Here is a 20,140-nt window from a genome sequence, read left to right as displayed (position 1 = left end):
TGTCCCCCATCAACCTCCGGAAAGGAGCGGGCCTCATATGGCCCGCCCGCCCCGGCGCTTCAAGAGCATGGAATCCCGTCACATATGAATGACGCGGCCATAGGCATCGAGCACGCTCTCATGCATCATTTCGGAAAGCGTGGGATGCGGGAAGACCGTGTGCATCAGTTCCTCTTCGGTGGTTTCGAGGCCCATGGCGACGACGAAACCCTGGATGAGTTCGGTCACCTCGGCGCCCACCATGTGTGCGCCCAGCAGGCGGCCGGTCTTGGCGTCGAAGATGGTCTTGATCAGGCCCTGGTCTTCGCCGAGCGCAATGGCCTTGCCGTTGGCGAGGAAGGGGAAGCGGCCGATCTTGAGTTCGAAGCCGGCAGCCTTCGCCTTGGCTTCGGTGAGACCGACGCTCGCCACCTGCGGATGGCAATAGGTACAGCCCGGGATCTGGTCCTTCTTCATGGCATGCGTATGCAGGCCCTTGATGGTCTCGATGCAGATCACGCCTTCATGCTCGGCCTTGTGGGCCAGCATCGGCGGGCCGGCCACATCGCCGATCGCATAGATGCCCGGAACATTGGTGCGGCCGAAACCATCGGTGACGATGCAGCCCTTGTCGAGCTTCACGTTGAGCGCCTCGAGACCGAGGTTCTCGATATTGGCGACAACACCCGCCGCGGCGATGACGCGATCAACCGTGATCTGCTCGCTCTTGCCACCCGCCTCGATCGTGGCGGTCACGCTGTCGGCCTTGCGGTCGAGCTTCGCCACCTTCGCCGAGAGCTTGAACTTGAGGCCCTGCTTCTCGAGCTGCTTCTGCGCCACCTTGGAGATTTCGGTGTCCTCGACCGGCATGATCTGGTCCATGATCTCGACCACCGTCACGTCAACACCCATGGCGTTGTAGAAGGAGGCGAACTCGATTCCGATGGCGCCCGAGCCGATGACCAGGAGCGACTTCGGCATGGCCTTCGGCACCATGGCCTCGAAGTAGGTCCACACCAGCTTGCCGTCGGGCTCAAGGCCCGGCAGCACGCGGGGACGCGCGCCCGTCGCGATGATGATGTGCTTGGCCTTGTATGTACCGGCACCCGCCACGCCCTTCGGAATGGGGTTCTGCGGCTGCACGATGGCCTTCTTTGTGTCGGTGACGACCACTTCGCCCGCCTTCGTCACCTTGGCCTCGCCCCAGATCACCTGCACCTTGTTCTTCTTGAGCAGGCCGGCAACGCCGCCATTGAGGCGGCCTGAAACGCCGCGCGAACGCTGCACCACCTTCGACGCATCGAAGCTGATGTCCTTGGCCGAAAGGCCGTAGCTGTCGGCATGCTTCATGTAGTGATAGATTTCCGCCGAGCGCAGCAGCGCCTTGGTGGGAATGCAGCCCCAGTTGAGGCAAATGCCGCCCAGGTGTTCGCGTTCCACGATGGCCGTCTTGAAGCCGAGCTGTGCGGCGCGGATGGCCGTCACATAGCCGCCGGGCCCTGCCCCGATGATGAGAACGTCGAAGGTGGTATCGGTCATGGGTCTTGCCTTTCAGATCAGGGTGTTGAGAGAGGTTGCCACAGGAGTTCCGCCTTGGCGGGGTCATTCTCCTGAAGCAGGGATGTGATGAGGAAGGTGTTGCCTGTGGGCTCCACTTGTTTGGCCCAGTATTCGTTTTCCCGCGCGGATGAATCGACAAGGGCCGTCGGATCGACGAGCCACGTTCCATCGTAGGAGCGCACGAAATTCAGGTAGATCCCGAAGCCGAGCGCCATGCTGTAGGCCATGAATTCCGGTTTGCCTGCATAGGCGAGATCGAGATAGCCGCGGGCCGTATTGGGCCCGGTCGGCATCGCCAGGATGACGGTCGCAGTCTGGAACGTTTTCGCCCGCGCCTCCATTGGTTCGAGAGCGGCGTACATGGTGATGGGGTCGGCCGACTGCAGCAGGGTGAGCGGCAACTTTCCATCGCGCACCTGCTTGCGAAGACCCAGCACCGCGGCCCGGCGGGAGAAATCGAGCGCCTCCACTGCGGCGCGCGGCGCCGTGAGCGCAAGCTGACGCACGACATCGGCACGGGCAACGGCTTCCGGCGCCGTCAGGCGGGTGACGAGGTTCCGGTCGCCCGCAAGATAGGCCGCGCGATAGGTGTTGAAGGCCTGCGCAAGTTGCGCATGCGGACCGAACAGATAGACGAGCGCAGCGAGTGCGGCCGCAGCCACGACGATGAGAAGCAGGATGCGGCGGATCACTTTCATCCTGTGCTGCCCCGCCTCCTACTCACAGTCCGAGGATCTTCTTCACGACCGGAACAAGGCCCTCGCCGATCTTCCGGGTGTTGGCGGCATCGAGATGCCCGCCATCGGTCTTGTCGGCCACGGCGACACTGGCGGCGTCGAAGAAATGACATTCATTCTCCTCCGCAACCCGCTTGTAATGCTTGCCAAAAAGCTTCGACTCTTCGATCGCGTGGCCCCACAGGTCGTTGAACCATTCGTCGTCGGTCTTCACCAGATGCGGCGGCGAGACGAGCAGAATCTGCGGCACTGCATAGTCGGCATTGTAGTCGTGGTTCTTCACCAGCCCGACGAGACGCTGCATGCCCATGGAGGCATCGAAGGCGCGGCAGCGGTTGGCATACTTGATGTCGTTGGTACCAAGCATGATGATGACGAGATCAAGCGGATGATGGCTTTCGAGCAGGATGGGAAGGGCAACGGCGCCATTCCGCTCCGCATCGGCCACCGGATCGGGGAACACCGTGGTGCGCCCGTTCATGCCCTCTTCGATCACGCGGGCCTTGCCGCCCAGCCCCGCAGCCAGAACGTTCGGCCATCGGCTCTCGAAGGGATGGCGCTTGAAGGTGCCGGCCTCGAAACCCCACGTCAGGCTGTCACCAAATGCGAGGATGGATTTCATCGTCCCCTCCTTACACCAGCATCAGGCCGGGTTCTTCGAGATAGAGCTTGATGGCGTTGATGAACTCCGCGCCGAGTGCACCGTCGATGCAGCGGTGGTCGGTGGAGAGCGTCATCGTCATCTGCTGTTCGATCGCGATGTCGTTGCCGCGCACCACGGGGCGGCGCGTGCCGGTGCCGATCGCCAGGATCGAGGCATGAGGCGGGTTCACGATGGCCGCGAAGTTCGAGACGTTCATCATGCCCATGTTGGAGATCGCCGCCGAGCCGCCGGTGTATTCCTCCGGCTTCAGCTTCCGGTCGCGGGCGCGCTTGGCATAATCCTTCATCTCGGTCGAGATCTGGGCGAGACCCTTGGTCTCTGCCTTGCGGATGACCGGCGTGATCAGGCCGCCGGGGATCGAAACGGCAATGCCGATGTCGGCATGCTTGTGCTTCACCATCGCGGTCTCGGTCCACGAGACATTGGCATCCGGCACCTTGATGAGGGCCATGGCCATCGCCTTGATGATGAAGTCGTTCACCGAAATCTTCCAGAGGTGCACGCCCTCCTTGTTTTTGGGCGCCTGGGCATTGAGCCGCTCGCGCAGCTCCAGCAGGTGGTCGAGCGTCACATCGACCGAGACATAGAAGTGCGGAATGGTCTGCTTCGATTCCGTAAGGCGGCGCGCGATCACCTTGCGCATGCCGTCGTGCGGCACGAGATCATAGGAACCCGGCTCGAAGAGCCTGAGCACGGCGTCGTCCGATGGTGGCTGGGCAAGGGCAGCGGCAGCGGGCTTGGCAGCCGGAGCCACAGCGCCGGGCTTCGCCTTCTCCACGTCACGCGACACGATGCGGCCATGGGGACCGGTGCCGGTCACCGCAGCAAGATCGATGCCCTTCTCCTTGGCGAGACGGCGGGCGAGCGGCGAGACAAAGACGCGCGCTCCTGAAGCAGCCGGTGCAGCAGCCTTCGCCTGCGGTGCCGCAGCAGCGGCAGCGGGCGCAGAGGCGGCGGCAGGTGCCGCGGCAGCAGCGGGCTTCGCTGCCGGTGCGGCAGCGGCGGGTGCGTCGCCAGCCTTCTCGCCCTCACCCAGGATGACGGCGATCAGCGTGTTGACGAGAACATCCTCGGTGCCCGCCGGAACCATGATCTTGCCGAGCGTGCCTTCGTCCACGGCTTCCACTTCCATGGTGGCCTTGTCGGTTTCGATCTCGGCAAGAACGTCACCGCTCTTCACCTTGTCGCCTTCCTTCTTGAGCCACTTGGCAAGCTTGCCCTTCTCCATGGTGGGAGACAGTGCGGGCATCAGGACATTTGCAGGCATCGGGACGCTCCCCTCGCGTTAGCTCTTGTTGGCGAGAACCGAATTCTGGGCCGCGGCCTTGGCGAGGCCGTCGTTCAGGGTCTTGCGGATTTCCTCGAGATTGGCACCGGCCGTGCCGTGGCCCATCTCGGCCATGGCGCCGGCAACCTGCGAGGCCATGCCGGCCAGAACGTGGCCCCAGATGTCGGCCTTGCCGAAAGCCATGGCATGGAGCGACAGGCTCAGGTGACCGTTGGTGATCCAGGCGCGGGCAATTTCGCCAGCCTTCGGATCATGGAAGACCTCGTGAGGCGGCTGCAGCTGGTGCGGATGGGTCTCGTGCGAATGGTCGTGGTGATGATGATCGTGGTGATCGTGATCTTTGGACATGTAAATTCCTTTTCGGATTTAAGCGTAGAGAACCGACTTCACCGCAGCGATCACTTCATCGACCGACGGCAGGGCAAGCTTTTCGAGATTGGCCGCATAGGGCATGGGCACATCCTTGCCGGCCACGCGGGCAACCGGCGCATCGAGATAATCGAAGGCATGTGTCATGATTTCGGCAGCAAGCTCGCTCGTCACCGAGAAGCGGGGATAACCCTCTTCAATGCACACGCAGCGGTTGGTCTTGCGCACCGACTGGAGAACCGTATCCAGATCGAGCGGACGGATGGTGCGGAGATCAATGATCTCGCAGTCGATCCCCTCTTCCGCCAACTTGTCGGCAGCGGCGTGGGTATAGGTCATGCCGATGCCGAAGGAGACGAGGGTCACATCCGAGCCGGGCCGCGCCACGCGCGCCTTGCCGATGGGAACGGTCCAGTCGTCAAGCTTCGGCACGTCGAAGCTCTTGCCGTAGAGGATTTCGTTTTCGAGGAAGACCACCGGATTGGGATCGCGGATCGCTGCCTTCATCAGGCCCTTCGCGTCAGCCGCCGTGTAAGGCATGACGACCTTGAGGCCGGGGATGTGGCCGTACCACGCGGCATAATCCTGACTGTGCTGGGCGGCGACGCGGGCCGCCGCACCATTGGCGCCACGGAAGACGATCGGGCAACCCATCTGGCCGCCCGACATGTAGAGCGTCTTGGCGGCGGAGTTGATGATCTGGTCGATCGCCTGCATGGCGAAGTTGAAGGTCATGAACTCAACGATGGGCTTGAGGCCCGCGAAGGCCGCACCCACGGCAATGCCGGTGAAGCCGTGTTCGGTGATCGGTGTGTCGATCACGCGCTTGTCGCCGAACTCTTCGAGCATGCCCTGGGAAATCTTGTAGGCGCCCTGATACTGGCCCACTTCCTCGCCCATCAGGAAGACGTCCGGGTCGCGGCGCATCTCTTCCGACATGGCGGCACGAATGGCTTCACGCACCGTCATCTGCACCATTTCGGTGCCCGGCGGGATTTCAGTGTCGACGGGCGCAGGCGTGACAGCCTTTGCGGCAGCCACGGTGGCCTGAAGATTGGCGTGCGGTTTGGTATGGCTCTCGGCGCCCTCGTAAGGCAGCGTGCCCGGCGCCTTTGCGGGCGGCGGCGTTGCGGCATCGGCCTCGCCGATCACGGCGATGGGCGTGTTCACTTTCACGCCTTCGGTGCCGGCGGGAACGAGGATCGAGGTGAGCGGGCCTTCATCGACCGCTTCCACTTCCATGGTCGCCTTGTCGGTTTCGATTTCGGCAATCACGTCGCCGGGCTTGACCGCGTCGCCGACGTTCTTGAGCCACTTGGCCAGCTTGCCCTCTTCCATGGTGGGCGAGAGGGCGGGCATGAGGATTGTAGGCATGGGTGGTCTCGCTCCTCAGCCGTTCACGTAGATGTCGGTCCACAGCTCGGACTCATCCGGCAGCGGATCATTGGTGGCAAAGTCGGACGCCTTGGTGACGATGTCACGGATCTCGGCGTCGATCTTCTTGAGTTCCTCTTCCGAAGCGCGGTTCGACTTGAGAAGGCGCGCCTTTACCTGCTCGATCGGATCATGCTCCTCGCGCATCTTCTGCACCTCTTCCTTGGTGCGGTACTTAGCGGGATCGGACATGGAGTGTCCGCGATAGCGGTAGGTCATCATCTCGAGGATGTACGGCCCCTCGCCCTCCCGGCAGTGTTCTGTGGCGCGGTCTGCCGCTTCCTTCACGGCACGGACGTCCATGCCGTCCACCTGCTCGGCGGGAATGCCGAAGGCTTCGCCGCGGGCGCCGAGATGATCGGAAGCAGCGGTCGAGCGGGTGGCCGCCGTGCCCATGGCGTAACGGTTGTTCTCGATCACGAAGATCACCGGCAGCTTCCAGATCGAGGCCATGTTGAAGGTCTCGTAGACCTGGCCCTGGTTTGCCGCGCCATCGCCGAAGTAGGCCATGGAAACGTTCTGGTTGCCCCGGTAGCGGTTGGCGAAGGCCAGCCCCGCACCGAGCGGCACCTGGGCGCCGACGATGCCATGGCCACCGTAGAAGTTCTTCTCGCGGCTGAACATGTGCATCGAGCCGCCCTTGCCCTTGGAAATGCCGCCCTTGCGGCCGGTCAACTCGGCCATCACGCCGCCCGGGTCCATGCCGCAGGCCAGCATGTGGCCGTGGTCGCGGTAGGAGGTGATCACCTGATCGCCCTCGATGGCCGCCATCTGCATCCCCACCACCACGGCCTCCTGGCCGATGTAGAGGTGGCAGAAACCGCCGATGAGGCCCATGCCGTAAAGCTGGCCGGCCTTCTCCTCGAAGCGGCGGATCAGCAGCATGTCGCGGTAGGCCTGAAGCTCTTCCGCCGCTGTAAAACCTGAGTTCTTGAGATCCGAGTTCTTGGCGCCCTTTGGCACCTTGTCGCCCTTGCGGGCCAGATAAGCAGACTTCACGGCCATGCCTCACCCTCCGTCAGTGCTGTTCTCATAGCATTAAACGGTTGTGTGCACTTGCGAAAATGACGATTAACCGGATTTCGGTTAATCTTCGGAAACACAACGGGAAATCAGTCGTCGAGGCGGACGATCAACTCGTTGCGGCGCGACAATTCGAGTTCCGTGCGGGCCAGTTCCTCGAGCATGTCCGGGTCCACGCGCTCGGGGCGCATCAGCGAAACCTTGGCCTCCAGCCGCTTCATTTCCGCCTCGTCGGAGGAGAGATCGTTCTCAAGCTGCACCGCCTCGGCCCTGAGTTGCTCCAGGAAACCGTAACCCCGGGGTCCCTTTTCGGCGTACCAGGCGAAATAGCTCAACAGGGCGAGGCAGCCGATGGTGACCAGATAGTCGAATCTCTTGAGGCGCAGACGCATGGCCGTTTCTTGCCAGCCCGGCCTTAACACCCCGTAAACCAATTCACCCTGCCCGCCGCCCGCGACACCACGGCCGTGCGATACCCCTTGATTTTCGCAACAGAAGTTACAATTTAGGGCACATCATGTTGTCATCCAGCCGCTTCGTTGTCGCGATTCACGCCCTCTCGGTGCTCGCCCGTCATTCGGGCAAGGGCCCGGTGTGCTCGAACATGATCGCACAGAGCGTGCACACAAATCCGGTGGTGATCCGCCGCCTGATGTCCGAACTCGAAAAGGCCGAGCTGGTGGCATCGACTGCTGGCCGCTCCGGCGGCTTCAGCCTGGCACGCCCTGCCCCGCAGATCACTTTGGCAGACGTCTACAAGGCAGTTGAGGACGATGCGGTTTTCCGTATGCACAAGCTCGACCCTGAGGCGGTGTGCCCGGTTGCTGCACAACTGAGCAAGGTTCTGTCGCCGCCCCTCAAGGCCGCTGAGACCGCCATGACGGCCTCCCTCCAGCGGACGACCCTGGAAGACGTTTCGGCCGCTATCCACTAAAATTGGCCTTCTGGCCGGTTTTGCCAGCGAATTGTCAGCAAGCGGATGCCAGAAAGATTCCCGCCGGCAAACCTTGCTTAGCCACAAACTTGTCCGGTACCCTCGAAACCAGACCCGTGGCGGTTCCTTCTTGCTGCCGTCCAGGAAACAATGCGGGTCTGGTTTCACCCTTTCAGTTAGTTGATTATGAAATCCGAACTCTCACGCCGCTCCCTCCTGCTGATGATGCTGGGCCTTGCCATCGCCCTGCCGGCAGCCGACGCGCCCGCTGATGATGACGACGGAGGTGGAGGTGGAAGTGGCAGCGGTGGCGGCGGTTCCGGATCAGGTTCAGGCAGTTCCGGCAGTGGTGGAGGGTCCGACGACCACGACGGTGGTGATTCCGGCGACGATGACGGCAAGGACGACGACAAGTCTGAAGACGGCGATAACGACAGCGAGATCGGCGAGAGCGGCAGCCAAGAAGCCGCAGAGGCCAAGAACGCCGTCCTGGAAGGCCAAGCCAGGCCACTGAGCGATCTTCTTTCGTATCTCAAACAGAATTATCCCGGACAGATTCTCGATGTCGACCTGAAGCAGCACTCGGGCAAGTTCGAATATCGCCTGAAGATCCTGCAGGACACGGGCAAGGTGATTAAGTTGCGTCTTGATGCTATGACACTGGCGCTCAGATAATCATCAGATACTCCCATGCGAATACTCATCGCTGAAGACGAAGCTACAGTGGCGAAGGCTGTCGCAGCAGCTGTGGAAGCGGCCGGCTTCGTCGCTGACATTGCCTCGAACGGCGAAGACGCCTGGTTCCGGGGGTCAACCGAAGAATACGCAGCGATTGTTCTCGATCTCGGACTTCCCGGCATCGACGGACTGACGGTGCTGCGGCGCTGGCGTTCGGAAGAACTACGCACACCGGTCATCATCCTCTCGGCCCGCGGCACCTGGGCGGAGCGTGTCGACGGAATCGACAACGGCGCAGACGACTATCTGCCGAAACCCTTCGAAATGGGCGAGCTGCTGGCGCGCATTCGCGCCCTTGTCCGCCGCGCAGGCGGACTCGCCTCTTCGACGCTCGATGTGGGGTCGCTCCGCCTCGACCTGAAATCGGCAAAGGCAACCCTCGATGGCCAGCCCGTCGAACTGACGCCCCTCGAATTCCGCCTGCTCCACCATCTCGCCATCAACCCGGGTGTTCAGGTGAGCAAGGAAGACCTTTCGGAGAAGCTCTACGCGGTCAACCACGAGCGTGACCCCAACGCCATCGAGGCGCTGGTCAGCCGCCTCCGCCGCAAGCTCGGCCGCGGCATCATCGAAAACAAACGCGGCTTCGGCTACAGCCTCGCCGTTCCGGAGGCATGACACTGCTTCGCGCGGGCGCACTCCGTTTCCGGCTGACGCTTCTTGCAGCCTTTGCGATCAGCGCGCTTCTGGCCGTGGCAGGCGTGGCGTTTTCGTACCTCTTCGAAGTGCACGTGCAACGCTTCGTTGTCGGCGAACTGAACACCCACTTCCAGCAACTGGCAAGCGGCCTCGCCTATGACACGGACGGCAAGCTTCGCAACAGGGCGGTCATGAGCGATCCCCGCTTCGCTCAGCCCCAGGGGGGCATGTACTGGCAGGTTGACGAAGTGGGGCAGCCGTCGCTCCGGTCGCGCTCCATGTGGGATGAAAGCTTTTCTGTTCCCACTCCCCCGACGGCCCCGGAAGAAGACCACGCCCACGTCATGCCTGGTCCCGGGGGCAAGGATGTGCTGGCGCTCGAGAAGTTGATCTTCGTCACCGACCGGAGTGGCGTCGACCACCGGCTCGTCGTCACCATCGGCATGGAAAAGGCCCGCGTGCAGGGGACCATCTCGAATTTCGGCAAGCCCATGATCGCCGGACTTGCCGTGCTCTATTTCACCCTCCTCGCCTCGGTGCTGCTGATCATTTTCCTCGGAATGCGGCCCCTGAAGATGCTGCGCGAATCCGTCGAGGCGCTGCGCATGGGCAAGGCCACACGGGTCGGCGGCGAGCATCCGGAGGAAGTGGCGCCGCTCGTGAACGAGGTGAACGCCCTCGTGGAAGCTCGCGAAAAACAGCTTGAACGCGCCCGGCAGCGCGCCGGAAATCTGGCCCACGGCCTGAAGACGCCGCTCACCGTTCTCACCGCCACCGCGACACAGCTTGCCGTCAGCGGCCAGACGGAACGATCATCACAGATCCGGCTTGCCGTCGACCAGATGCGCGATCTCGTCGACCGGGAACTGGCGCGGAGCCGCATGGCAGCGGGCGCGAGCAGTCATCGTTCTCCCCTGCTCCCCGCGGTGGAGCGCGTGGTCGAGACATGCCGCCGGGCGCCGCGCGGCGAAGACATCACCTGGGCGGTGGACGTGCCGCCGAGAACACAGATCGCCATAGACGGCACCGACCTGCTCGAGCTTCTCGGCAATCTGATCGACAACGCCCGCAAGCATGCACAGAGTGAGGTGCGCGTGACCCACGATGGGCGCTATCTGGTTGTCGAAGATGATGGTCCCGGCGTGGCGCCAGACAAGCTGGCAACGATCACCCGCCGCGGCGTGAAGCTTGATGCCCTGTCGCCAGGGAGCGGCCTTGGCCTCTCGATCGTCAGCGATCTCGCCGAGGTCTACGACTTCGAACTTGCCTTCGAGAAGAGCAGTCTCGGCGGACTGAAGGCGAGTGTCGGGCTTCCCGCGCTGACATGAAGCCTGACATGAAAAAGGCGGCGAACCCCGGGGTCCGCCGCCTTGCAAAAATGTCCGAAGATCAGCCCTTCAGAATGGCACGGCCCTGATACTGGGCCGCGGTGCCGAGTTCTTCCTCGATGCGGAGGAGCTGATTGTACTTGGCCAACCGGTCGGAGCGGGCCAGCGAGCCGGTCTTGATCTGGCCGCAGTTCGTGGCGACCGCGAGATCGGCAATGGTCGAGTCCTCGGTTTCGCCCGACCGGTGCGACATGACGGCGGTGTAGCCGGCCTTGTGCGCCATCTCGACGGCTTCGAGCGTCTCGGTGAGCGAGCCGATCTGGTTCACCTTCACCAGGATGGAGTTCGCCGTCTTCTTTGCGATACCGTCCTTCAGGCGCTTGGTGTTGGTGACGAAGAGATCATCGCCCACCAGCTGCACCTTGCTGCCGATGAGATCGGTGACCTGCTTCCAGCCATCCCAATCGTCTTCCGAGAGACCGTCCTCGATCGAGATGATCGGATAGGCCTTCGCGAGCTTGGCGAGATATTCCGCCTGCTCCTTGATCGAGCGGGTCACGCCCTCGCCCTCATAGACGTACTTGCCGTCCTTGAAGAACTCGGTCGCGGCGCAGTCGAGCGCGAGATAAATGTCCTCGCCCGCCTTGTAGCCGGCCTGCTCGATGGACTTCATCACGAAGTCGAGGGCCGCTTCGGCCGACGGAAGGTTGGGGGCGAAGCCGCCCTCGTCGCCGACGTTGGTGTTGTGACCCGCCTTCTTGAGGGCGCTCTTCAGCGTGTGAAACACTTCCGCACCCATGCGCAGGCCCTCGCGGAACGACGGCGCGCCCACCGGCATGATCATGAATTCCTGGAAGTCGATCGGGTTGTCGGCATGCACGCCACCATTGATGATGTTCATCATCGGCACCGGAAGGATGCGCGCCGAAGCACCACCCACATAGCGGTACAGCGGCAGGGCCGAGGCATCGGCCGCAGCCTTGGCCACAGCGAGCGACACACCGAGAATGGCGTTGGCACCGAGACGTGACTTGTTGGGCGTGCCGTCGAGCGCGATCATGGCGCGGTCGATGCCGATCTGGTCCTCGGCGTCGAGGTCGGCAAGCGCCTCGTAAATCTCGCCGTTCACGGCAGCGACCGCCTTGGTCACGCCCTTGCCGAGATAGCGCTTCTTGTCGCCGTCACGGAGTTCCACGGCCTCGTGGGCGCCGGTGGAGGCACCCGAGGGAACCGCTGCCCGGCCGAACGAACCATCCTCGAGGGTCACGTCCACCTCGACGGTGGGATTGCCGCGGCTGTCGAGAATTTCGCGGGCGGTGATGTCCAGAATGGCAGTCATAGGGCGCTCCTTGGGCGTGCGTGCGATTGTCCGGCGGCGCTTATGTAAGCATCCCATGACGATTGCAAGAAATTTGAGGGGCGCACATCAGAATGACCCATTTGCGGCGCAGCAACCGCTGACCGCTTGGCGTGGGCCGCCGGGAGTGGTACGTGCTGGCGGGGCTCGAAGTCCGTTCACCGCGAGGATGCAACAATGCAGGACACCCAGCCCGCCACGGCGCCGACCTGGCGGCAGAAGCGCAGGAAGATGGTCAAGAACACCGGGCGCTGGGTGACCCGCCGGCTTTCGGATTTTCTGGGCCGGCAATCGCTTGTGGGCGATACGCCGATCATTGAGACGTCCCACTTTCCTAATCTCAAAGCCTTCACCGACAACTGGGAGGCGATCCGCGCCGAGGTGCAGGAAATCCTCAAGCACCGCGACGCCATTCCCGCCTTCCACGATGTCTCACCCGACCAGCACAAGATTTCCAAGGGCACGAACTGGCGCACCTTCATCCTCTTCGGTTTCGGCGAGAAGCTTGAGAAGAACTGCTCGCAGGCCCCCTTCACCACCAAGCTGCTGTCCGAAGTGCCGAACCTGCAGACGGCATGGTTCTCGATTCTGAGCCCGGGCTACCACATCCGCGCCCACCGTGGCGTGAGCAAGGGAATCCTGCGCGCCCACCTCGGCCTGATCATTCCGAAGGAAGCGGAAAAGTGCCGCATCCGCGTGGGCGATGTGATCAAGGTCTGGCATCCCGGCGAAATCTTCGTCTTCGACGATACCTATGAACACGAAGTCTGGAACGACACCGACGAGGAGCGGGTCATTCTCCTGTTCGACTTCGACCGGCCCATGCGCTTCTGGGGCCGCACGGTCAGCAACACCTTCGTTCGCCTGATGAAGCTCACCGCCTTCTATCAGGAGCCCAAGAAGAACATGCAGGGTTTCGAGGCGCGCTTCGAGGCGGCAACGAAGCGCTACAACGACAATCTCGAGAAGATGTCACACCACGACTGATCAAGCAGCCGTAGGAACTAGCCCTGCGCGCCGAACTGGCGGAGCGCCAGCATCATCACAGCGTGGGCTTCCGTGTCACCGATGTTGACCAACTTGTGCGGAACGTCGGCCCGGTAGCGCAGCGCTTCGCCGGCCTTGGCGATCCGCGTCTCGCCGCCTGTCGTCACTTCAAGTTCCCCCGTCACCACATAGAGGTGCTCGATGGTGCCCGGCGGGTGCGGCGAGGATTCCAGCACGCCCGAGGGCTTGGCGTGGAAGTCGTACCACTGGAAGAAGTCGATCAGGTTGAGAGGTCCGGCAATGGCAAGGCGGCACAGCCCGTCCTGGCTTTCCAGGATCGGCACCGCTGACTTCTGCTGGTGCTCGATGAAGAAGGACTGGGTCTCGCCCCGGAGTACCTCGTCCACCGTTGTGTCGAGGGCGCGCGAAAGCTTCACGACCGTCGACAGCGTCGGGTTCGTCTCGTTCCGCTCGATCTGCGAAATGATGGACTTCGCCACGCCGGATTGCTCCGACAACTCGCCCAACGACAGGTTGTAGGCCTTGCGCAGACGCTGGATCGTCTTGCCCAGGTCGGCAGTCGTATCCTCGGGGGCAGCCTGTGTCCGGGCGCCCCGGCTTCCGCTTCCTGCTGCTCCGCCCTGCCTTGACATTCGCCGCGTCTCTCTCTAAATCCGCTGTTCGGAATAACGAACAGACCGTTCGCAACACTGTTTCCCTGATAAATACCCTGAAAACGGGGCGTTTTACAACCGGAAACATCGGAAAAGGTGAACCGGGCAATTCCGTCCGGCCAACCGAACGGACCGGCCAAACGGGAAGGAAGACGAGATGCGCTATTTCCCCATTTTCGTGGACCTCAAGGACCGCCGCGTGGTCGTGGTGGGGGGTGGCGAGGAAGCCACCCGGAAGATCCGCCTGTTGCTCAAGACCGAGGCCGTGATCGAAGTTGTCGCATCCGAACTCCACCCCGAACTCTCCGCAAACCCCCGCATCCGCTGGGCCGCGAAGGACTTCAGCCCTGACTTGCTCGATGGCGCCGCCCTCGTCTACTCCGCCGACAAGGACCTGAATCCCACCGTCAGCGCCGCCGCCCAGGCCCGCGGCATCCCGGTGAATGCGGTGGACGAGGCTGATATCTCAACCTTCATCGTCCCCTCCATCGTCGACCGTGACCCCGTGGTGGTGGCGATCGGCACGGAAGGCACCGCCCCCGTGCTCGCGCAGGGCATCCGCGCCCGCATCGACGGCATGCTGCCCCACGGCCTCGGCAAGCTCGCCGCCCGCGCCCAGTCGCTCCGTGACAAGGTGGCGTCGATCGTTCCCCACGGCAACCGGCGCCGCGCCTTCTGGCAGGAATTCTTCTTCGGCGGCCCGCGCGCCGCACTCGAAGGTGGCGACGAGGTGGCCTTCGACCTCGCCCTCAACGATGCGCTCTTCAACGAGGGCAAGCCTGCGGCAGGCCGCGTCTCGCTGGTGGGTGCGGGCCCCGGCGATCCCGAACTTCTGACCCTCAAGGCCCACCGCAAGCTGCAGGAAGCGGACGTGATTGTTTACGACCGCCTCGTTTCGCCTGCTGTCCTTGAACTCGCCCGCCGCGACGCGGTGCGTATTCCCGTCGGCAAGACACCTTTTGAGCCCTCGCCCCGCCAGTCGGAGATCAACGACATTCTCCTCCGTGAAGCAAAGAAGGGCCTGCACGTGGTCCGCCTCAAGGGCGGTGACCCCTACATCTTCGGCCGCGGCGGCGAAGAGCAGGCCGCCCTCGAAGCCGCAGGCATTCCCGTTGACGTGGTGCCCGGCATCACCGCCGCTCTCGGCTGTGCGGCCTCCGCCAAGCTGCCGCTCACGCAGCGCGGCCAGAACCGCTCGATCACCCTCCTCACCGCCGCCAGCGAACACGGTGTCGCCGAGCACAACTGGGCGGCACTCGCCCAGCCCGGCCAGGTCTGCGCCATCTACATGGGCGTGAACGCAGCAGGCGACGTGGCAGCGAACCTTCTCAGCGCCGGCATGTCCCCGGCAACGCCCGTCACCATCGTCGAGAACGGCACGCTTCCCACTGAACGCGTGATCGAGACGACCATCGGCAGCGTCTGGGACGCCATACACACCCGTGGCGTCAGCGGCCCCGCCATCATTTATGTCGGCCTGCCGTCTGACCGCGCCGCCGCCAACATTGTTCCCTTCCCCGTGCGCGAAGACATTCGCGACGCCATCCTGAGAGCCGCATCATGAGTGAAGTCGAAAAGGGTCAGGTCATGACCGCAAACCGTTTGCGCGATGGCGAGGTGGTGTTCCTCACCCGCGCTGGCGTGTGGAGCGAGAAGATCGATGATGCCGCCCTTGCGCTTGAACCGCAGGCCAAGGCCGCCCTGGAGGCGCGCGCCGCCGAAGACGTGCGGAAGACGCTGGTGACCGGCCACTACTTCTTCGATGCCGAACGGATCAACGGCAGCATCCGCGCCAATCATTTCCGCGAGCGCGTGCGCACGCTGGGTCCCACGGTGCGCCGCGATCTCGGCAAGCAGGCCCTCGGCACCGCCGGCGCCTTCCCGGTTTTCAAGGACTGATCCCATGTACCGTTACGACGAATTCGATCACCAGTTTGTCCGCGAGCGCACCGCGCAGTTCCGCGACCAGGCCGCGCGCCGACTCTCGGGTGAAATGAGCGAGGACGAGTTCCGCCCCTTGCGCCTGATGAACGGCCTTTACCTGCAGCTTCACGCCTACATGCTGCGCGTGGCCATTCCCTACGGCACGCTCTCGTCCAGACAGATGCGCCAGCTCGCCTACATCGCCGACAAGTGGGACAAGGGCTACGGCCATTTCACCACCCGCCAGAACATCCAGTACAACTGGATCAAGCTGGAAGACACGGCCGACATCCTGCAGGCGCTGGCCGATGTGGAGATGCATGCGATCCAGACCTCCGGCAACTGCATCCGCAACGTGACGACCGACCATTGGGCGGGTGCCGCTGCCGACGAGATCGCCGATCCGCGTCCGGTGGGCGAACTGATCCGTCAGTGGTCGTCGCTGCATCCGGAATTCTCGTTCCTGCCGCGCAAGTTCAAGATCGCCATTACCGGCGCCCCGACGGATCGTGCCGCCGTAAAAGTGCACGACATCGGCCTTCGCATGCACCGCAATGACAAGGGCGAAGCCGGCTGGGAAGTGATGGTGGGTGGCGGCCAGGGCCGCACTCCGATGATCGCCGTCACCGTACGCGACTTCCTGCCCGAGAAGGAACTGATCCCCTATCTCGAGGCGATCATGCGCGTGTACAATCTCTATGGCCGTCGCGACAACAAGTACAAGGCGCGCATCAAGATCCTCGTGCACGAAATCGGCGCCGAGAAGTTCCGCAGCGAAGTGGAAGCCGAATACGCCCGCCATCCGCAGCAGACGACCGAAGTCGAGGAACGCGAACTCGCCCGCATCGCCGCCTATTTTGCCGATCCGAAGTTCGAGAAACTCTCGCGCTTCTCGCCCGGTTTCGAGGAGGCGCGCCGCAAGAACCCGGCCTTTGCCCGCTGGGCCGCCAACAACCTCGCCACCCACAAGACCGATGGCTACACCATCGTCAACATCTCGCTGAAGGCGCCGGGCGAGATCCCGGGCGATGCCACGGGCGAACAGATGCGCGTGATGGCGGACCTCGCCGAAACCTATTCCCATGACGAACTGCGCGTCTCCCACGCCCAGAACATCGTGCTGCCGCACGTGAAGCTGAACGATGTCTTCACCGTCTGGCAGAAGCTCAGCGAACATGGCCTTGCGGCCGCGAACTACGGCCTTGCCGGCGACATCATCGCCTGCCCCGGTCTCGACTATTGCTCGCTGGCGACCGCGCGTTCGATCCCGATTGCCCAGGCGATCAGCCGCCGCTTTGCCGACGACCGACGCCAGGAAGAAATCGGCAACATCAAGATCAACATCTCGGGCTGCATCAACGCCTGCGGCCATCACCATGTGGGCCACATCGGCATCCTCGGCCTCGATAAGGCGGGTGAGGAATATTACCAGATCACACTCGGCGGCTCGTCTTCGGAGAACGCCTCGATCGGCACCATTCTCGGACCGGGCTTCGCCCATGACGACGTGCCCGACGTGATCGACAAGATCCTCGCCACCTATCTCAAGCTCCGCTCACCGGGCGAAGAATTCCTCGCCACCTACCGGCGCATTGGCGTCAAGCCCTTCAAGGAGGCCATCTATGCCGCTGCTTAAGAACAATGCCTTCGTCGAGGATGACTGGATTCACCTCGCTGACAATCAGCCGGTCGGCAGCCTCACCAAGGTCACGGTGACGGCAGAGCGCCTGGTGCGCGACTGGGATGAACTGGTGCGCCTGCCGGGCCTGCTCGGCATCCGCCTGTCCAACACCACACGGGAGTTCGACCTCAATCCCTATCTGCCGCAGCTTGCGCTGGTCGTGCTCCCCTTCCCGGCCTTCAACGACGGGCGTTCCTATTCGATCGCCCGCCAGCTCCGCCTCGATGGTTATCAGTCGGAACTCCGCGCCGCCGGCAACATCCTGCCGGACCAGCTTCAGTTCATGCTGCAGGTGGGCTTCGACACCTTCGACGTGAGCGACCGCTTCCCGCTGGACGTCTGGCAGAAGGCCTCACGCCAGATGTCGCTCGCCTATCAGCGCGGCCTCTTCCGCAAGACCGGAGAACGGGAAGTCTGGTCCGAGCGTCATCAGGGCTTTGCGCCCTGGGAAGAGCAACCCCATGCAGGCTGACACAAACTTCAATGCCGTCGTCGAACGATACGCCGGAATCGAGGGCCGCGACCTGATCCGTCAGGTGGTGCGCGACTATCCCGGCCGCGTGGCGCTGCTTTCGTCCTTCGGGGCGGAGTCCTCGGTGCTGCTGCACATGGTTTCGGAAGTGGCGCCGGACATTCCAGTCCTGTTTCTCGACACGGGCAAACTCTTCGACGAAACGATCGACTATCGCGACCAACTGGTGCGCGAACTCGGTCTCACCGACCTCCGCGTCATCACCCCAGATGCCGGCGACCTCGCCCGCAACGACCCTGACGGCGATCTCAACTCGCGCAACACCGACCTCTGCTGCCACATCCGCAAAACCGTGCCGCTCTCCCGTGCCACCGAAGGATTCGATGTTCTGATCTCGGGGCGCAAGCGCTTTCACGGCGCCACGCGGAGTGATCTCGAATTCGTGAGCATTCAGGACGACAAGCTGAAGGTCGAACCTCTCGCCGCCTACTCGGCCCTCGACCTCAAGACCTATATGCAGACCCATCACCTGCCGTCGCACCCCTTGCGGCTGCAGGGCTATCACTCGATCGGCTGCGTTCCCTGCACTGTTCCGGGCGGAACGGACGACGATCCGCGCGCCGGCCGCTGGGAGGGTAGCGAGAAGACCGAATGTGGCATACACTTCTCGGCGAACGGCACCATCATCCGCACTGTCTCGCGCGAAACGGTCAGCGCCTGACAGACAACAGTGAGCGCCGGGGCCATGTCCGAATTCCTGATCTTTGCCCTCATCGGGTTTCTTGCGCAGCTGTGTGATGGCGCACTGGGCATGGGCTTCGGGGTGATCTCCTCATCCGTCCTGCTCGGACTTGGCGTGCCGCCGGCACTCGCCTCTGCCAGCGTGAATGCAGCGAAGATCCCCACAACCGCGACCGCGGCACTCTCGCATCTCTATCATCGCAATCTGGAATGGGAACTGGTCTCGGCCCTATGCATCTTCGGCGGCATCGGTGGCGCGCTTGGCATGCTGTTGCTCACGGGCCTCAAGGGCACGCTGCTCACCACCCTGCTCTCGGCCTATCTCCTTCTCGTCGGCGGCCTCATTATCGCCCGTGGCCTGCGCGGGGTTGCGCCACGGGTTCTGCCTTCCGCCTGGAAGCGCAGCATCGGCTTTGCAGGCGGCCTCATCGAAGGAATCGGCGGAAGCTGGGGGCCGATCGTCACCACAAGCCTCATGGGTGCCGGCACCGAATCCCGCTTCGCCATCGGCTCCACGAATTTTGCTGAGTTCTTCGTCTCCGTCACAGTGTTCACCGCATATGCCTCGGCCTTCCTGCTCGGGCATTGGGAAGGCGGAGCCGATTGGCACACCGTCGCCATGCCGGTGGCGGGCCTCGTGATCGGCGGCCTGCCCGCGGCCTTCTTCGGCGGCATGCTCTCCAAGATTGCGCCGAAGCGCGCGCTTACCATTGCCGTCGGCCTGCTCGCCGTGAGCATCGGCATCTACCGCTTCATGACCGCCTGAAGCCGAGGCTTGCGGCGGCTGCCCCACACGGGCAATCTCGCTCCATGCGCATCGCCACCTGGAACGTGAACTCCGTCAAAGCCCATCTCGACGCCGTGCTTGCATGGCTCAAGGAGGCGAAGCCTGATGTCGTCTGCCTGCAGGAGATCAAGTGCGAGGACCATGCCTTCCCTGCGCCTGCCTTCGAGGAACTCGGCTATTCCTGCGCGGTGCATGGCCAGAAGACCTACAACGGCGTGGCGCTGCTTTCACGCTACACGCTCGAAGATGTGGAGAAGGGGTTGCCCGGCGGCGACGGCGACGATCACGCCCGCTTCGTCGCCGCAACGGTTCTGGGCCCCAAGGTTGTGCGTGTGGCGTCCCTCTATCTGCCGAACGGCAATCCGGCACCCGGTCCCAAGTATGACTACAAGCTGGCCTGGATGAAACGGCTGGAAGCCTACGCCAGGAAGGCCCTTCTGCTGGAAGAACCGCTCGTGCTCGCAGGCGACTACAACGTGATCCCGGAGCCGCGCGACGCGCGCTTCCCCGAGAACTGGAAAACCGATGCACTCTTCCTGCCGCAGACCCGTGCGGCCTTCACGTCACTGAAGGCGATCGGCCTCACCGACAGCTATCGCGCCATCCACCCGCTCAAGACGGGCGTCTACAGCTTCTGGGATTATCAGGCGGGCGCCTGGCAGAAGGACAACGGCATCCTCATCGATCACCTGCTTCTCTCGCCCCAGGCGGCTGACCGCCTTGCGGGCGCCGAGATCCACAAGCACGTGCGCGGCTGGGAGAAGCCCTCCGACCACGTGCCGGTGATGATCACCCTCAAATGAAAAACCCGCCGGCGGCAACCGG

Annotated in this window: 22 protein-coding genes; 12 read left to right on the top strand and 10 right to left on the bottom strand. The window is 63.2% G+C overall.

Annotation, left to right across the window (positions count from 1 at the left end):
- Positions 1 to 78: 78 nt before the first annotated feature.
- The 8 genes from lpdA to QM801_RS07820 form a co-directional block, all read right to left on the bottom strand.
- Positions 79 to 1,518: a dihydrolipoyl dehydrogenase gene (gene lpdA, locus QM801_RS07855; protein ID WP_415018656.1), complete on the bottom strand. Its 1,440-nt coding sequence runs from the start codon at positions 1,516 to 1,518 to the stop codon at positions 79 to 81.
- 17 nt (positions 1,519 to 1,535) lie between these two features.
- Positions 1,536 to 2,237, bottom strand: a complete 702-nt coding sequence (locus QM801_RS07850) for a hypothetical protein (RefSeq protein WP_415018655.1) — start codon at positions 2,235 to 2,237, stop codon at positions 1,536 to 1,538.
- A 22-nt stretch (positions 2,238 to 2,259) separates the two neighbouring features.
- The gene (locus tag QM801_RS07845) at positions 2,260 to 2,898 is read right to left on the bottom strand and encodes an SGNH/GDSL hydrolase family protein (RefSeq protein WP_415018654.1); all 639 of its coding nucleotides are present in this window, start codon (positions 2,896 to 2,898) and stop codon (positions 2,260 to 2,262) included.
- Positions 2,899 to 2,908: 10 nt separating this feature from the next.
- Positions 2,909 to 4,207, bottom strand: a complete 1,299-nt coding sequence (locus tag QM801_RS07840) for a pyruvate dehydrogenase complex dihydrolipoamide acetyltransferase (RefSeq protein WP_415018653.1) — start codon at positions 4,205 to 4,207, stop codon at positions 2,909 to 2,911.
- 18 nt (positions 4,208 to 4,225) lie between these two features.
- A complete protein-coding gene (locus QM801_RS07835; protein WP_415018652.1) occupies positions 4,226 to 4,576 on the bottom strand; it encodes a DUF5076 domain-containing protein in 351 nt (116 codons plus the stop codon).
- Positions 4,577 to 4,594: 18 nt separating this feature from the next.
- Positions 4,595 to 5,971, bottom strand: a complete 1,377-nt coding sequence (locus QM801_RS07830; protein ID WP_415018651.1) for a pyruvate dehydrogenase complex E1 component subunit beta — start codon at positions 5,969 to 5,971, stop codon at positions 4,595 to 4,597.
- Between the two features lie 15 nt (positions 5,972 to 5,986).
- Positions 5,987 to 7,036: a pyruvate dehydrogenase (acetyl-transferring) E1 component subunit alpha gene (gene pdhA / locus QM801_RS07825; protein ID WP_415018650.1), complete on the bottom strand. Its 1,050-nt coding sequence runs from the start codon at positions 7,034 to 7,036 to the stop codon at positions 5,987 to 5,989.
- A gap of 107 nt (positions 7,037 to 7,143) precedes the next feature.
- The gene (locus QM801_RS07820; RefSeq protein ID WP_415018649.1) at positions 7,144 to 7,446 is read right to left on the bottom strand and encodes an FtsB family cell division protein; all 303 of its coding nucleotides are present in this window, start codon (positions 7,444 to 7,446) and stop codon (positions 7,144 to 7,146) included.
- A gap of 125 nt (positions 7,447 to 7,571) precedes the next feature.
- Between QM801_RS07820 and QM801_RS07815 the strand changes: the two genes are divergently transcribed.
- From QM801_RS07815 to QM801_RS07800, 4 genes are all read left to right on the top strand, one after another.
- Positions 7,572 to 7,988 (top strand): RrF2 family transcriptional regulator, encoded by a 417-nt coding sequence (locus QM801_RS07815; protein ID WP_415018648.1) that lies wholly within the window; start codon positions 7,572 to 7,574, stop codon positions 7,986 to 7,988.
- A 186-nt stretch (positions 7,989 to 8,174) separates the two neighbouring features.
- Positions 8,175 to 8,663 (top strand): PepSY domain-containing protein, encoded by a 489-nt coding sequence (locus QM801_RS07810; RefSeq protein WP_415018647.1) that lies wholly within the window; start codon positions 8,175 to 8,177, stop codon positions 8,661 to 8,663.
- Between the two features lie 15 nt (positions 8,664 to 8,678).
- Entirely contained in the window at positions 8,679 to 9,344 is a 666-nt protein-coding gene (locus QM801_RS07805) for a response regulator (protein WP_415018646.1), read from the top strand.
- The gene (locus QM801_RS07800; protein WP_415018645.1) at positions 9,341 to 10,693 is read left to right on the top strand and encodes a sensor histidine kinase; all 1,353 of its coding nucleotides are present in this window, start codon (positions 9,341 to 9,343) and stop codon (positions 10,691 to 10,693) included. Before QM801_RS07805 ends, QM801_RS07800 begins: the two co-directional genes overlap by 4 nt.
- A 61-nt stretch (positions 10,694 to 10,754) precedes the next feature.
- Here QM801_RS07800 and eno read toward each other — a convergent pair whose 3' ends face one another.
- Entirely contained in the window at positions 10,755 to 12,032 is a 1,278-nt protein-coding gene (eno, locus tag QM801_RS07795; RefSeq protein WP_415018644.1) for a phosphopyruvate hydratase, read from the bottom strand.
- Between the two features lie 195 nt (positions 12,033 to 12,227).
- Between eno and QM801_RS07790 the strand changes: the two genes are divergently transcribed.
- Positions 12,228 to 13,037: an aspartyl/asparaginyl beta-hydroxylase domain-containing protein gene (locus QM801_RS07790; protein WP_415018643.1), complete on the top strand. Its 810-nt coding sequence runs from the start codon at positions 12,228 to 12,230 to the stop codon at positions 13,035 to 13,037.
- A gap of 17 nt (positions 13,038 to 13,054) precedes the next feature.
- Here the strand turns inward: QM801_RS07790 and QM801_RS07785 are convergent, their stop codons facing one another.
- Positions 13,055 to 13,690 (bottom strand): helix-turn-helix domain-containing protein, encoded by a 636-nt coding sequence (locus QM801_RS07785; protein ID WP_415018642.1) that lies wholly within the window; start codon positions 13,688 to 13,690, stop codon positions 13,055 to 13,057.
- Positions 13,691 to 13,868: 178 nt separating this feature from the next.
- Between QM801_RS07785 and cysG the strand changes: the two genes are divergently transcribed.
- Genes cysG through xth form a run of 7 tightly spaced genes read left to right on the top strand, consistent with a single transcriptional unit; the run spans position 13,869 to position 20,118 of the window.
- The gene (gene cysG, locus QM801_RS07780; protein ID WP_415018641.1) at positions 13,869 to 15,275 is read left to right on the top strand and encodes a siroheme synthase CysG; all 1,407 of its coding nucleotides are present in this window, start codon (positions 13,869 to 13,871) and stop codon (positions 15,273 to 15,275) included.
- Positions 15,272 to 15,610, top strand: coding sequence for a DUF2849 domain-containing protein (locus QM801_RS07775; protein WP_415018640.1), 339 nt, complete (start codon positions 15,272 to 15,274; stop codon positions 15,608 to 15,610). The genes cysG and QM801_RS07775 overlap by 4 nt, the downstream gene beginning before the upstream one ends.
- 4 nt (positions 15,611 to 15,614) lie before the next feature.
- On the top strand, positions 15,615 to 17,270 hold the full coding sequence (locus QM801_RS07770) for a nitrite/sulfite reductase (RefSeq protein WP_415018639.1): 1,656 nt from the start codon (positions 15,615 to 15,617) through the stop codon (positions 17,268 to 17,270).
- The gene (locus QM801_RS07765) at positions 17,257 to 17,787 is read left to right on the top strand and encodes a DUF934 domain-containing protein (protein WP_415018638.1); all 531 of its coding nucleotides are present in this window, start codon (positions 17,257 to 17,259) and stop codon (positions 17,785 to 17,787) included. Before QM801_RS07770 ends, QM801_RS07765 begins: the two co-directional genes overlap by 14 nt.
- Positions 17,777 to 18,508 carry a phosphoadenylyl-sulfate reductase gene (locus QM801_RS07760; RefSeq protein ID WP_415018637.1) on the top strand — a complete coding sequence of 244 codons (732 nt, stop codon included), beginning with the start codon at positions 17,777 to 17,779 and terminating at the stop codon, positions 18,506 to 18,508. The genes QM801_RS07765 and QM801_RS07760 overlap by 11 nt, the downstream gene beginning before the upstream one ends.
- Positions 18,509 to 18,532: 24 nt before the next feature.
- Positions 18,533 to 19,294 (top strand): sulfite exporter TauE/SafE family protein, encoded by a 762-nt coding sequence (locus QM801_RS07755; RefSeq protein ID WP_415018636.1) that lies wholly within the window; start codon positions 18,533 to 18,535, stop codon positions 19,292 to 19,294.
- A gap of 44 nt (positions 19,295 to 19,338) precedes the next feature.
- Positions 19,339 to 20,118 (top strand): exodeoxyribonuclease III, encoded by a 780-nt coding sequence (gene xth / locus QM801_RS07750; RefSeq protein ID WP_415018635.1) that lies wholly within the window; start codon positions 19,339 to 19,341, stop codon positions 20,116 to 20,118.
- The last annotated feature ends 22 nt before the right edge of the window (positions 20,119 to 20,140 follow it).

Source organism: Aestuariivirga sp., from assembly GCF_047600585.1.
GTDB lineage: Bacteria > Pseudomonadota > Alphaproteobacteria > Rhizobiales > Aestuariivirgaceae > Aestuariivirga.
The sequence above is the reverse complement of the archived record's forward strand: the minus strand, read 5'-3'. Positions and strand labels throughout refer to the sequence as shown.

Bases quoted from the DNA above. Each gene is read 5' to 3' on its own strand.
- QM801_RS07765 (WP_415018638.1), top strand. From the start codon at position 17,257: ATGCCGCTGCTTAAGAACAATGCCTTCGTCGAGGATGACTGGATTCAC.
- QM801_RS07770 (WP_415018639.1), top strand. From the start codon at position 15,615: ATGTACCGTTACGACGAATTCGATCACCAGTTTGTCCGCGAGCGCACC.
- lpdA (WP_415018656.1), bottom strand. From the start codon at position 1,518: ATGACCGATACCACCTTCGACGTTCTCATCATCGGGGCAGGGCCCGGC.
- QM801_RS07810 (WP_415018647.1), top strand. From the start codon at position 8,175: ATGAAATCCGAACTCTCACGCCGCTCCCTCCTGCTGATGATGCTGGGC.
- QM801_RS07820 (WP_415018649.1), bottom strand. From the start codon at position 7,446: ATGCGTCTGCGCCTCAAGAGATTCGACTATCTGGTCACCATCGGCTGC.
- QM801_RS07760 (WP_415018637.1), top strand. From the start codon at position 17,777: ATGCAGGCTGACACAAACTTCAATGCCGTCGTCGAACGATACGCCGGA.
- cysG (WP_415018641.1), top strand. From the start codon at position 13,869: ATGCGCTATTTCCCCATTTTCGTGGACCTCAAGGACCGCCGCGTGGTC.
- QM801_RS07830 (WP_415018651.1), bottom strand. From the start codon at position 5,971: ATGCCTACAATCCTCATGCCCGCCCTCTCGCCCACCATGGAAGAGGGC.
- pdhA (WP_415018650.1), bottom strand. From the start codon at position 7,036: ATGGCCGTGAAGTCTGCTTATCTGGCCCGCAAGGGCGACAAGGTGCCA.
- QM801_RS07755 (WP_415018636.1), top strand. From the start codon at position 18,533: ATGTCCGAATTCCTGATCTTTGCCCTCATCGGGTTTCTTGCGCAGCTG.
- QM801_RS07840 (WP_415018653.1), bottom strand. From the start codon at position 4,207: ATGCCTGCAAATGTCCTGATGCCCGCACTGTCTCCCACCATGGAGAAG.
- QM801_RS07790 (WP_415018643.1), top strand. From the start codon at position 12,228: ATGCAGGACACCCAGCCCGCCACGGCGCCGACCTGGCGGCAGAAGCGC.
- QM801_RS07845 (WP_415018654.1), bottom strand. From the start codon at position 2,898: ATGAAATCCATCCTCGCATTTGGTGACAGCCTGACGTGGGGTTTCGAG.
- xth (WP_415018635.1), top strand. From the start codon at position 19,339: ATGCGCATCGCCACCTGGAACGTGAACTCCGTCAAAGCCCATCTCGAC.
- QM801_RS07775 (WP_415018640.1), top strand. From the start codon at position 15,272: ATGAGTGAAGTCGAAAAGGGTCAGGTCATGACCGCAAACCGTTTGCGC.
- QM801_RS07800 (WP_415018645.1), top strand. From the start codon at position 9,341: ATGACACTGCTTCGCGCGGGCGCACTCCGTTTCCGGCTGACGCTTCTT.
- QM801_RS07835 (WP_415018652.1), bottom strand. From the start codon at position 4,576: ATGTCCAAAGATCACGATCACCACGATCATCATCACCACGACCATTCG.
- QM801_RS07815 (WP_415018648.1), top strand. From the start codon at position 7,572: ATGTTGTCATCCAGCCGCTTCGTTGTCGCGATTCACGCCCTCTCGGTG.
- QM801_RS07850 (WP_415018655.1), bottom strand. From the start codon at position 2,237: ATGAAAGTGATCCGCCGCATCCTGCTTCTCATCGTCGTGGCTGCGGCC.
- QM801_RS07805 (WP_415018646.1), top strand. From the start codon at position 8,679: ATGCGAATACTCATCGCTGAAGACGAAGCTACAGTGGCGAAGGCTGTC.
- eno (WP_415018644.1), bottom strand. From the start codon at position 12,032: ATGACTGCCATTCTGGACATCACCGCCCGCGAAATTCTCGACAGCCGC.
- QM801_RS07785 (WP_415018642.1), bottom strand. From the start codon at position 13,690: ATGTCAAGGCAGGGCGGAGCAGCAGGAAGCGGAAGCCGGGGCGCCCGG.